This window comes from Acetobacterium sp. MES1, assembly GCF_002237635.1.
Taxonomy (GTDB): domain Bacteria; phylum Bacillota; class Clostridia; order Eubacteriales; family Eubacteriaceae; genus Acetobacterium; species Acetobacterium wieringae.
This window is the reverse complement of sequence record NZ_MJUY01000036.1, coordinates 128,876-141,430: the sequence shown is the minus strand read 5'-3', so window position 1 is coordinate 141,430 and position 12,555 is coordinate 128,876. Positions and strand designations below refer to the sequence as shown.

Annotated in this window: 12 protein-coding genes and 1 tRNA gene; 9 read left to right on the top strand and 4 right to left on the bottom strand. The window is 40.7% G+C overall.

From position 1 onward, the window contains the following. Positions 1-2: 2 nt before the first annotated feature. From coaE to BI182_RS11280, 5 genes are all read left to right on the top strand, one after another. Complete coding sequence (coaE, locus tag BI182_RS11300; RefSeq protein ID WP_250932783.1) at positions 3-608, top strand: dephospho-CoA kinase; 606 nt, start codon at positions 3-5, stop codon at positions 606-608. 110 nt (positions 609-718) lie between these two features. Continuing rightward, a tRNA-Leu gene (locus BI182_RS11295) sits at positions 719-805 on the top strand. A gap of 168 nt (positions 806-973) precedes the next feature. Continuing rightward, positions 974-1,801 (top strand): DUF1002 domain-containing protein, encoded by an 828-nt coding sequence (locus BI182_RS11290; protein WP_070369414.1) that lies wholly within the window; start codon positions 974-976, stop codon positions 1,799-1,801. Between the two features lie 287 nt (positions 1,802-2,088). Next, positions 2,089-3,123: an HD-GYP domain-containing protein gene (locus BI182_RS11285; protein ID WP_228883423.1), complete on the top strand. Its 1,035-nt coding sequence runs from the start codon at positions 2,089-2,091 to the stop codon at positions 3,121-3,123. 26 nt (positions 3,124-3,149) lie between these two features. Next, a complete protein-coding gene (locus BI182_RS11280; protein WP_070369416.1) occupies positions 3,150-3,800 on the top strand; it encodes an adenylate kinase in 651 nt (216 codons plus the stop codon). A gap of 59 nt (positions 3,801-3,859) precedes the next feature. Here BI182_RS11280 and BI182_RS11275 read toward each other — a convergent pair whose 3' ends face one another. Further along, positions 3,860-4,132: a DUF5661 family protein gene (locus tag BI182_RS11275; protein ID WP_026394762.1), complete on the bottom strand. Its 273-nt coding sequence runs from the start codon at positions 4,130-4,132 to the stop codon at positions 3,860-3,862. A gap of 172 nt (positions 4,133-4,304) precedes the next feature. Between BI182_RS11275 and BI182_RS11270 the strand changes: the two genes are divergently transcribed. Next, on the top strand, positions 4,305-4,640 hold the full coding sequence (locus BI182_RS11270; protein WP_070369417.1) for a Rieske (2Fe-2S) protein: 336 nt from the start codon (positions 4,305-4,307) through the stop codon (positions 4,638-4,640). A gap of 108 nt (positions 4,641-4,748) precedes the next feature. Here BI182_RS11270 and BI182_RS11265 read toward each other — a convergent pair whose 3' ends face one another. From BI182_RS11265 to BI182_RS11255, 3 genes are all read right to left on the bottom strand, one after another. Further along, positions 4,749-7,319, bottom strand: a complete 2,571-nt coding sequence (locus tag BI182_RS11265) for a chemotaxis protein CheW (protein ID WP_228883428.1) — start codon at positions 7,317-7,319, stop codon at positions 4,749-4,751. Between the two features lie 194 nt (positions 7,320-7,513). After that, on the bottom strand, positions 7,514-9,070 hold the full coding sequence (locus BI182_RS11260; RefSeq protein ID WP_070369419.1) for a carboxylesterase/lipase family protein: 1,557 nt from the start codon (positions 9,068-9,070) through the stop codon (positions 7,514-7,516). A 68-nt stretch (positions 9,071-9,138) separates the two neighbouring features. Further along, the gene (locus BI182_RS11255) at positions 9,139-10,410 is read right to left on the bottom strand and encodes a nucleotidyltransferase (protein WP_070369420.1); all 1,272 of its coding nucleotides are present in this window, start codon (positions 10,408-10,410) and stop codon (positions 9,139-9,141) included. 148 nt (positions 10,411-10,558) lie between these two features. Between BI182_RS11255 and BI182_RS11250 the strand changes: the two genes are divergently transcribed. The 3 genes from BI182_RS11250 to rpmF all read left to right on the top strand — a co-directional run bounded on the left by BI182_RS11250 (position 10,559) and on the right by rpmF (position 12,491). After that, positions 10,559-11,749: an acetate/propionate family kinase gene (locus BI182_RS11250; protein ID WP_286808025.1), complete on the top strand. Its 1,191-nt coding sequence runs from the start codon at positions 10,559-10,561 to the stop codon at positions 11,747-11,749. Between the two features lie 70 nt (positions 11,750-11,819). Further along, the gene (locus BI182_RS11245) at positions 11,820-12,278 is read left to right on the top strand and encodes a YceD family protein (protein ID WP_070369422.1); all 459 of its coding nucleotides are present in this window, start codon (positions 11,820-11,822) and stop codon (positions 12,276-12,278) included. A 33-nt stretch (positions 12,279-12,311) separates the two neighbouring features. Then, positions 12,312-12,491, top strand: coding sequence for a 50S ribosomal protein L32 (gene rpmF / locus BI182_RS11240; RefSeq protein ID WP_084504954.1), 180 nt, complete (start codon positions 12,312-12,314; stop codon positions 12,489-12,491). Positions 12,492-12,555: the final 64 nt, after the last annotated feature.

Genomic DNA, 12,555 nt, shown 5'->3' with positions numbered 1-12,555 from the left:
TAATGAGAATCATTGGAATAACAGGTGGAATTGCTTCAGGCAAGTCCACGGTCACAGATATTTTAAAAAAACGCTTTAACTACATTGTCATTGATGCGGATCAATTAGCTCGCCAGGCAGTTGAGCCGGAAAGTCCTGGCCTAAAGAAAATTATAATGGCTTTTGGAGAGACGGTCATTGATGAAAATGGGGAATTAAATCGTAGTATGCTGGGAGAGATTATTGCTAATAATGACCATGCCAGGATAAAACTCAATGCGATGATTCATCCGGAAGTAAAAAAACTCTATGATCAGCAAATCAGCTTTTATCGAAAATCAGGAATTCCGACAGTTTTCTATGATTGTCCCCTGCTTTTCGAAACAAATCTGCAAAATACGGTCGATGAGACGATTTTGGTGGTTGCAGACAAAGAGATTCGCATTGAGCGGATCATGGAGAGAGATAATCTGACCAGGGAGCAGGCAATCAGACGAATTGAGATGCAGATGTCAGATGAAGAAAAAATCGCTCTGGCTGATACAATTATCGAAAATAATGGCAGCATGAATGATCTTTTAATCACAATCAATGTTTATTTTAGTCGAAGAAAGTTATTAGTGAGATAATCTTGCCATAATGAAAAATTCAAAAAAATGTCGATAAGTAAAAAAAATAGTTGAAATTATTAAGCCATTCCGTTATAATAAAAAAACAGGGTCAAAACACCTGTTATTATGCGAGGATGGTGGAACTGGCAGACACGCAGGTTTGAGGGATCTGTTGCAGCAATGCAGTGAGGGTTCAAATCCCTTTTCTCGCACCAATTTAAAAACAAAAAGTCGATTGCTTATGCAGTCGACTTTTTTCTTTGGATGACGATTTTGGTCTGATCCGTTGTTGGTTATAATTAAGTAAAAAAATAGGAATTTTTGTTATGATAACTTGGCTGTAAAATATTAATTTAAGCGACAGTGATTATGCGAGGTGAAGAATGAAAAAGAAAATATTATCAGGCGTTTTAGCGATTGTGCTATCGCTGGCAATGGTTAGTCCGGTGTTGGCGGACTCGAAAAGTGCCTGTGTGGCGATTGGTGCAGACAATACTGAAGCCCAACTCAAAACGGTTTATGGTTATTTTGATATTAAACGGGGCGATGTCGAGGAAACGGTGGTAACCAATGCGGATGAACGGGAATATCTGGAAGGTGTTGTATCGCTTGATAAAATTGGGTCTTTGGCCTTATCCAGTGTTTATGTCCAGGAAAAAAGCTCTGGCGGAATCGACCTGGAAACCCACAATATTGATTGGGTCACTGACGAGATGTATAAATCGGCCTTGGGAACGGCGGGAATCAAGAATGCCAAGGTGATTGTTGCAGCCTATACGCCGGTATCCGGAACGGGTGCGTTGACTGGCATCTATAAAGCCTATGAAGCAGCAACCGGTGATAGCCTTGATGAAGCGGCCAAAACAACGGCTGTTGAAGAAGTTGTGGTAGTTGGAGAACTTCAGGATGCCATCGGAGATGATGCGGTTAATATTATCAATAGTTTAAAAGGAGAAATTGCCCAGACCAAAACGATGAATGATGATCAGATTCGAGAACTGATCGTTGAGACGGCAGAAAAATATGATACTGTTTTGGATGACCAGCAAGTTGAGGAAATCTTAGTTTTGGTAAATAAGTTCAATGAACTGAATATGGATCCGGATACATTTATTAAGTTGATGGAGGCAGGCCAGCAAACCCAGGGCTTCTTCCAGCAGGTGCAGAACTTTTTCCAGGAAATTGGCAACTTCTTCACGAACTTAAAATAAGAAACAGAAAAATGAATGCGACCGTAAAACGCCATTGTAATCAAACCGATTAGAATGGCGTTTTTCTTTTTAGTAGAACTAAAAGTCAATAATCGTTTTCAAAATACTATTGACAAAAATAAGGTAAACAGATATCATCGTATCTAAAGAAACAAACTTTATTTCAGATAAAGCTTACTTTATAATAATAAATTATTAACAGCCCATTCAAAGAAGCATGGGTTGCAAGAGGTTACTGTGGAAGGACAATTATGAGATTCGTGCCAATATTTTGTTTACGAGAAGGAATGGTTGTTGCGTCGGACCTGTTTGGGGATCGGGGTGAACTGGTACTTCCGAGAAAAACAGTTTTAAATATAGAATTAATTCATAAAATTCATAAGTTTAAGTGTAATGGTCTCTTTATTGAAGAGGAACAGATCCAGAGCATTCCAATTGTGAAGACGATTGACAGCAGTTTGAGAACGAAGACCGTTAACGGGATCAAAGAGATTTTTATTTGTAAAGAGAATAACCAGCCGGTTCAAAAAGAACAGTTCACTGAGATGGAAGATCAAGTTGAAACAATAGTGGATGTGATCCTTAGGAACAAGGAAATGATGTTAAATATGGTTGATCTGAAAGTTTTCGATGACTATACTTATTTTCATTCAGTGAATGTTGCGGTATTATCCATAGGTCTTGGAACAGCCATGGGCCTTGATAAAACAGATTTATGCAACCTTGGATTTGGAGCATTACTTCATGATATAGGAAAGGTCTTTGTACCAAAAGACATTCTTCATAAGCAAGGTCCCTTGACGGATATTGAGTTTTCTGAAATGAAAAAGCATTCATTTTTAGGGTTTGAATATCTGGCCAGTGAATATGTTGGCAGTGTGGGAGCACAGGCTGGAATTCTGGATCATCACGAGAAGTTCTCGGGCGGAGGATACCCGAACAATGCAAAAGGTGACAAGATCTCGTTATATGGGCGGATTATCTCCATTGCCGATGTTTACGATGCCCTGACTTCAGATCGGCCATACCGAAAAGGGTTATTGCCCTCAGAAGCAATTGAATATATTATGGGTGGGACCGGAAATCTCTTTGACCCGGAGCTGGTGCGGGTGTTTGTTAGAAAAATCGCCCCTTATCCGGTTGGAACAACCGTTAAATTAAGCAATGGATTGTCGGGTATCGTCACAGATAATTTTGAGAGCTTTTGTATGCGCCCGAATATACGAATTTTTAAGAATGGCGATTATGAAATAAAACCCTTTGACATCTGTTTGGCAGATCGTCAAGCCCTGAATATTACTGTTGTAGACTATGCCAAGTAACACATTTTAATTGTGGAGGATTTTTTGTGAGAATAATTTTATTAGGAACCCCCGGAGGGGGGAAGGGAACTCAGGCAAAATTGATTTGTGAACACTATGGCATTCCCCATATTTCGACCGGGGATATCTTTCGTAGAAAAATTAAAGAAGGCACAACAGAAGGCAAAGAAATAAGCACTTATACGGAAAAAGGTCAGTTGGTTCCAGATCGACTCACGATTGGTCTTGTCGATGAACGCTTAAAAAATGATGACTGCCAGAAGGGTTTTTTGCTCGATGGCTTTCCCCGTGACAAAAAGCAAGCTGAGGCTCTGGATCAGATCATGAAGGCAAAGAACGAACAGATTAATTTCGTTTTTTTGATTGATGTGCCAAAAGAGATCATTGTTGAACGAATTATGGGACGACGGGTTTGCCCAAAATGTGGTGAAAGTTATCATATCAAATATAACCCGCCAAAGGTAACGGGAGAATGTGATGTTTGTGGAACCCCTTTAATACACCGAGCGGATGATCAGGAAGAAATCATTCTAGACCGATTGGCTATTTATAATCAAACAACTGAGCCAATTTTGGAATTTTATAGAAACAAAGGAATTCTTCATAAAATCAAGGGCGATGGCGGAATCCAAGATATTTTTTCACAAATCGTCACGATTTTAGATGGCGTAAAGTAACGTATAGAAAAAAAGAGAATCCTTTTGTCAAAGAATTCTCTTAGGGTCATCATTAATAGTTATTTGCCTTCCCAAAAAGCCTCGGCCTCTTTTTCCATTTTTTCCAGACGGGTATAATAATCGGGAAATTCATTCAGGTGAGCCAGGGCAATTTTTCCGGTGACGAAAGGATCATCGCCAGTTACGTTTGTGCGGGAGTTATCGGTGCCATGCTCGAGCTCAACATCCATGCCCATTCGAAACTGCTCAATGTCAAATTTACTCCAACTGATTCCTAGCATTCTGCCAATTTCTTTTGCCTGCTCGGTTGTAAATACTTTTTTTGCTGACATAATATCACCTCTTCTTAAAATTTTAAAACGTGACAATACTGGTTGGATTTATTAATACTCAGTTTCATTATAGGGAAAATCAATATATTTGTCAATCAATGAGTGAACGTGTCTTGTTTGGGATTATATATTTGGGGTAAAACAACTAAAATTATGCACACAGGAGGGAAAAATGGGGTTTAAGAAAGTTGCTGAAATACAGGAGTTTGCGCAAATTGAAAAGAAACTGATTGAATTGGATAACGAAAAAATTTTGCTGACAAAGGTGGATGGGGATTATTATGCCATATCAAATAAATGCCCCCACATGGGAGGATCTTTGTACAAAGGCACCTTGAGGGATGGTATTATTACCTGTCCAAGACATGGTGCAAAATATGACGCAAAAACTGGCAAGGGTTTGGGAAAACCGAAGATTTTATTTTTGGAATTTAAAATGGAGAATGATCGCAGTTATCCGGTGAAGGTCGAAGACGGTGCGATACTGATTGATATTGATGCTAAGTAAACACGACTCAAATTAATTACCCGAGTGCAGAATGCCGATATTAAAGGCTATTGCGGCACCCGGGCTTTTTTATAGTAGATATATTTTGATTTGTATGATTGTAAAGTTTTAATTTGTTTCCATCGATTCCAGTAGGGGAAGCGCTGCTTCCAGATCTTCATCAACCTGGTTTTCAACCAGTTTTTCAAGGATAATCTGCGGATCCATTTCCAGAATGGTTCGGTCGGAACCATCGCTTAGGCAGATTATGCCTGTTATCGCTGATGAAATTTCTACGGGTTGGATATCATTTAAATTAATTTCCAGGACGCTCACCAGTTTCTCAACTTGAATGGCGATCATTTCATCATCGGATAATTGTAATAATAGCAGATGGGAGGTGTTCAGGCTGGGGTCATCTTTGTCAAATAAGGCCAGGGCATCGACTACTGCATAATAGTGATCATTAAATTCTACAGCCCCCCGAATTACAGCATTGGTACCCGGAACTGAAATGGTTTTGCTGGCTTCGAGTGCTTCAACAACATATGACTGCTCTAAACCATAAACCTGGCCATTAATAACAAAGGTGGCCAGTTTCTTATGTTCATTGTTCATTGAGAAAGCAAAGTCAGATTGCTCGATTTCTTTATCATTTGATCTATTAATGGTGATCTCAGCATAGTCTGCCATTTTTTCAAAAACAAAAGCAATGACATCATTATGGTACCCGTCTGAATTTTTGTATTCACGATAACAGGAAGAACAGGCACAGCCTATGGAATAATAACTGTTTTCGTAAACAAGAATTTCGGATCGGGTTTTGCCATTGGCGACAGTGAACAGTTCATCGGGCAAATCCAGTATATCACCAACGTGATAAGCTTCGTTAGTTGTTGATAGAATCATTTTTTTGCGATCAGCAAAGACAGCAAATGAATTATTATCAGAATGGAGGGACTCTTCTAAAATGGTCCGAAACTGATCTTCACTGTCAAAGACGATGCCGATACCACCAACAGTGCGGTTAGGATTATTAAAATCGGTGATGGATGCCCCGTAAATATAGGTGTGACGATGATCATACAATGCTGTTTGCTCAAAAGGCGAAACAAAATACTTTTCCTGTTTGGAGTTAGCCAGAACTTCACTGATATAGGGGTCTGTGAGCGTTTTGCCAATATCTTCACTACGATTGGGATTTGAAACGGCAATGATGGTTCCAGTTTTATCAAAAATAAATAAATTGCTGTAAACGGTGTAAAGATCATTGATATAGACAAGAATCTCAGTTAACTGTTTTTCTTCGGAAGTTGTTCGCACGTCTTTCGCAAGAATACGCCGAATCGTCGAATCCAATGCCCACCAGCGGCAATCATTAGCGCGTTCATAAAGGTTCCGATCCATGATATCCACCGATAATGAGGCTAAAAAGCTGGTATCGACGAGGCTGGTCGAGACAACCGTTGAAAACAGATTGGAAACGGAGCTTTGAAAAAGACTGCTGGTGTTAGTGCCGATCCGTCCAATGGCTCTTAAAATTGGTTTTAGGCGTGAATACTCGGCATCGATACTATCATCTCTGGCAATGATCTGACCGTTATAGACGATGCGTTTGAGTGACCCGTTAATGGTTTGGGTTTTATTGATAATTTCATTAAGTTCTGACGAAAATGAGTCGGCCTGATGCATCAAACCGGTGGTCACCGATGTATCAATGCTTTTCAGATTTCGATTATCTCGGAAAGCCAGATGGAGAGGTAGCATCACATGACCTTTCCAGCCCAGACCATAGTATTTCTGGTAACCTTGAGTGGCAATGGTTTTGGCAATGTAATCAGAGCCCCGATAGTAGACAACACCATTAACACCAGATTCGACGGGTTCAACAATGGTACCGGTGGGGACATGGTTTTCATCACTGCTGGCGATGACCATGTTGGTGTCGTCGATGATGGTCATCACCGAGCCGTCGTAATCGTTGGTTAATTTTTCAAAGATTTGAGCCATCTCATTTTCGAAGCGGAAACACAAACAGATCAGACCGATCGCCTGGGAAGTCCCTTCCCGGCAGATTCGACTGGAAAAAATATGAGAATTTTTATCACCATATTGGAGTTTCGAATTCTTAAAATACTCGACGAAATTTTGTTCCCCATCCATTGTCTTGATCAGATTGGGTCCTTTGATCTGTTTTCCCAGGATTTCATTTTGCTCATCAAGGTTTGCCAATACCCGGTAGTTATTATCGAGGACGATAATATCTTCATAAACGGAGTATTTCGCAACATAGTCCCGCATCCGTCTCAAAATCAAGTTGCGGTCACTGTCAGTGCGATCCTGGTTTTCGACAAAGCGGCGAATATCGTCATCAGTGGCCAGAAAACCAATATCTGCGGTTCTTTCGAACAGGTTGCGGATGAGAATATCGATGGCCACCTGGGTTTTCGAAATAATCTTCTGCTCCATTTTTTTTAGTTTTTCAGAAACGAGGGTGTCAATCAGCTCTTCCTGCAAATCAATAAAGCCATTTTGAATTTTTGTCATATTGGGAAGAACACTTTTTGATTGGATCGGACAGTTGATTTCAGATAGCAGTTTAATATTATCCCACTGGTCATTTAAATCAGAGATACTTTTATTGCACTCCTGCACATCGGGCATATAGGTTAAAAAATCCTTTTGTTTATATATTATCATTTCAATCTCCTTTTATTAAAAAAGATGCTTAGTGGTTAAACGACTCCAAGTTAAGCATCTTCATTATAATTATAGCCTCAGCTAAATGTAGCATTTTTTTATGGATTTTGCAAGATAATATGGAAAGATTAACAAATTGAAGGGAGTGCTGGGATCGCAATGTTACCGATCAAAACAAAGAAATAATTAACGATTCATCCAAACATCAGCGTCTCCAGAAATTCCAGATCCTCCCGATTCGGTAAAATTTTGCTGGAAAGCTGCGTGTCAAAAACCATGATGTACTGATTTTTGGGATCAAATTTTGGCCAGACGATCTGCCCCTTATACTCAACTCTGAAATTAGGATTACCATATTTAATAAAATTGACCCAGGATTGCTGCATAATCCAGGATAAATTACTGATCTTGGTAGCACGGCGTTGCCCGATGCCGTTGCCAAAAACAAAGGGCAGTTCCATTCCATGGGCAGTATTCAGTCCGACAATTTTCAGGATTGTGGGATCAAAATCAAAATTGTAAAAATAAACATCTTCGCCTAACTGGGCATATCGTTTGGACATCATGACCATCCCGATCAAAAAAGCGGTATAGGTATATATTTCCTGCGCTCGCACCAAAGGCGAGTGGCCGGAATCAACAAAAAAGTGATCCATAGCTTTTTGAGCATTTTCTGGACCAAAAATATGATAGCAGAGCATCTGATAAATACCCAGATTCGTGTGACTTTTAATAAATAGGGACGACTCATCGGTATTATAGCCTGCCAGAATTTTTACTGGATTGAGCTCGCCATTTTTGAGTGCCTGAATAGGGTCTTTTGGCAACACAACGCCATCGTATACTGGCCAGAAACCAAAAGCGTTTGGAACCGTGGCTTGGTTTGACTTAACCATGGAAAGTGCTGCGAAAACATCGCCAGGAAGAGCTCGCAGTTTTTCAAGACCAGCTACTGAATCTTCAATACCATACAAGTCGCATAGCAGTTTTCCATTAGCCATGGTTTTTTCAAAATGACCGCGATTGAGCACTGAAAAGGCTGAAATTGAAAAAATAGATCCACTTTCAACCACGGCCTGATGAAAAAGCCCTTTTGCCAGCGGCGACAGCATCAGTGCTGTGACACTGTAGGCGCCGGCAGACTGACCGCCGATTGTGATTCGAGCAGGATCTCCGCCAAAGGTCTCGATGTTGGCTTGAAGCCAACGAAGGGCCTGGATCTGATCGAGTAAACCATAATTACCGGTAGTGCCAGCTTCTTCAAGCAACCCCCGGGTTGCCAGAAATCCCAGGGCGCCCAACCGGTAATTAATTGTGACAACCACGACGCCTTCCTGAGCCATCCGACCACCATCATAAATCATTTCGGAGCCGGAGCCTGAAGAGAAAGCACCACCATGTATGAAGACATACACTGGCAGGCGTTCATCTGCCTGAACTGCCGGAGTCCAAATATTTAAAAACAGACAATCTTCGCTTTTTCCGTCCATATGGTAAGTACTTGGAGAATCAACGGTAATACCACCCATTTGAAGCGAGGCGTTGCCATGTTTTGAGCAATCACGAACATCCTCCCAGGTTGGCATCGGTTCAGGGGCTTTAAAGCGACGACTGCCAATCGGAGGGAGAGCATAGGGAATCCCTTTATAACTGGACACGCCCCGTCGAAATTGCCCTTGAACTGGACCGGCTGGGGGATAAAGGATGGGTCTTTTAGACAAATCGTTTTTTTCTTTATTAAAAAAAAGCATAGCATTCTCCTTTGAATTGTGAAAGTAGCCCAGAATAAGGGACTTTATTAACGATGGCCAGCAGCGTATTATTGATTGGCAGGCCAAGTTTTGGGTGATCCTTGAACCGGACTCTGTGTGTAATCCTGATGATAGCGATACACGGTTTCGTAAAATTGATTATGAAGGTCAGTGGCCCGGCAATCGTAATTGAGCATTTTTTTTTGGAGGGGAGTCAAGTTAAAACGGCTTTTTTTCAAGCTGGAAAGAATTGGTAACCGTCCCTGATTTTTTATTGCTTTCAGGATAGCGGCGCCAGTTTGATTAAAACCCAGTACCCGGAGGTAGGGGACAAACGAGTCGGCCTGAAAGAGGTTTAAGCTTTCTTTATCCAGTTCCAGTAGCCGATTGCACAAAATTCGACGAACCCGGGTTTGAGGAATGCGTTTTGAGATGATTTTATTGACGCACTCATCCAGGCTTGTGGCAATTTTTAAAGCATCTCTGATTTTATGCTCGAGTCCTTCATTTACATAGGGGGTATTTCTTAGGTGATGAACATCATGGGAAAGAATCTGCAGTCTCAGGGCGTTGAGAAAATAATCATCGCCCTGGAGATTGTAGTTTTTATTAAATGAGTTAATCAGAAGTTCAGGCAAATAAGGAAGCCTGTTATCCAAGCTTCTTAAAATTGCTGTTGCTGATTCCGGGTGGACAAGGGCATCCTTTAAAATCGAACGGATACCACTGGCACTGAGATACTTAGAGGGCAATACGCTGTGATAGTCGGCTCCTTGCCGCTTAACAGTCATTGAATCGATGGTACTTTGGGTTTTGTGAAGGGCTTTAAGATATTCAAGAGCCAGGATGTTGTTCGGGGTTTTTAAAAGATTACTAGCCTCATGGCCCAGGTAGGAACGAATCGCCAGCTCTCGGGCACGGGGAAAAGAAACCCCGGTCGCCAACTCCAGTTTAAGGAAATTTTTAAATTCAGCTGGTTCTTGAACCAGTATCTCAGCCAGATTATTTAAAGGACGGATATGTCCGAATTCGGAACCAAAAGAGAGGACATCGATCACGCCGGTGGCATTAAAAATTTTTATTCCGCCATGTGCAAAGGTTTCGGCACTTTGGCAGGCGTAACCAAAAGGCAGTTCGCAGACCAAATCTACGCCAGCGGTCAGCGCTAGGCGGGCACGTTCCCACTTATTTAAAATAGCAAATTCGCCTCGCTGAGTCAGACTGCCACTCATAAGAACCATCACGGCATCGCACTGGCTTTCTTTTTTTGAAGTTTGGATTTGCCAGGCGTGACCCAGGTGAAACGGATTATATTCGGCAATGATACCAAGAATTTTCATATTGGCCTCTCTTTTGTTAAAAAAATAGCAATTTTTAAATTTATTATCGAAATATGACAAAAAAATAATGGTATTATTTGCTTATTACTGTTATTATATAGAACGTATGAAACGTAATCAATAAAAAACTAAAGGAGAGTAATTATTAATGAATGTACTTGTTATTAACTGCGGCAGTTCTTCACTTAAATATCAATTGCTTGATATGACTACTGAAGAAGTTTTGGCAAAGGGTTTAGTTGAAAGAATTGGTATCGAAGGATCTGTTTTGGTTCACGAAGCGCCAGGTCAAGACAAGGTTAAATTAGAACAACCGATGAAGACACATAAAGAAGCGTTGAATCTTGTCATGGCTGCTTTAGTTGATCCTGCACACGGGGTCGTGAAGTCTTTAGAAGAAATCTCTGCTGTTGGCCATCGGACTGTTCACGGTGCTGAAACATTTTCTGATTCAGTCGTTATTGATGATGCGGTTATTAAGAGCCTGGAAGAGTGTTCAGAACTGGCACCTCTTCATAATCCAGCCAACCTGATTGGGATTAATGCGTGTCGGGAATTACTGCCAAACGTACCAATGGTAGCAGTATTTGATACCGCTTTCCATCAGACCTTGCCTGGTGAAGCTTTCATGTATCCACTCCCTTATGAATTATATGAAAAATTCAAAATCAGAAAGTATGGTTTCCACGGAACTTCTCACAAATTTGTAAGTCAGGCTGCTGCTGAATTAATGGGTAAAAAACTGGAAGACTTAAAACTGATTTCCTGTCATTTAGGCAATGGTGCCAGTCTCTGCGCCATTAAAAACGGTAAATCGGTTGATACGTCAATGGGATTAACACCGCTGGCAGGACTGGAAATGGGAACCCGGTGTGGCGATATTGACCCGGCTATTATTCCTTTCCTGGTCAACAAAGGCTACACTGTTGAAGAAGTTGATGTACTGATGAATAAAAAATCAGGTGTACTTGGTGTATCTGGAATCAGCTCCGATTTCCGTGATGTTGAAGGCGCTGCTAATAACGGTGATAAACGAGCGCAATTAGCACTGGATATTTTCCATTATCGGGTTCGAACAACAATCGGTGCTTATGTAGCTGCAATGGACGGCGTTGATGGTATTATTTTTACAGCTGGTTTAGGCGAAAACTCGACAACCTCCCGGGCGGCCATTTGCGGTGGTTTGAAATACTTGGGAATTACTATCGATCCAGTTGCCAACAGCAAACGCGGCGAAGCAACGATTATCTCTGATAAGGATTCTAAAACAACGGTAATGGTTATTCCAACCAATGAAGAATTAATGATAGCGAGAGACACACTGGCATTAGCTAAATAATGTAAAGTATTTCACTTGACAAAACGGGCAATCGTCTATATAATGATGATTGCCCGTTTGGAGTGATAAAATGAATTTTGAAATCAATAAGCTATTGCAGGAAAAAATAATCCCTTTTGAATTTGTTGTTAAAAATACCGATTTAAATGATATAGAGGGAGAACTGGATGAACATGGAGCCTTAGTGTGTGGAACCATTGAGAAGTTATCGAAAGGTAATTTTTTAGTAACTTTCACCATCGAGATGACTATGATCTTTCCCTGTGCGCGTTGCCTAGAACCAACCCCAATCGATTGTCTTTATGACTATACGGATACGGTAACGGTTGAAGATGACGAAGCAATACTTGATTTATTGCCCGTCGTTGAAGAATGCATTTATATTAATGAACCTTTCCGTGTACTGTGCAGTGAAGATTGTGCGGGTTTGTGTCCAAAATGCGGCAATAATTTAAATCACGAGCAATGTGAATGTGACAAATTTGGTGATTATGATCCTCGATTTGAAGCGTTGAAAAATTTATTGTAAGTGAAATGACTTTACTATTAGGAGGTGTGAGTGATGGCTGTACCAAAGAGAAAAACTTCAAAATCAAGAAGAGACAAAAGAAGAACACATTACAAATTAAATATTCCAGGAATGAGTACTTGTCCAAAATGTGGTGAAATTAAATTGCCTCATCGAGTTTGCAAGTCTTGTGGCACATACAAAGACGTTAGCGTTATCAGCTTCAACGAATAAACAGAGTCTAGACTCTGTTTTTTCTCTATCTGGGATTATTTCAGACCCGGATAATTTTTAGCGA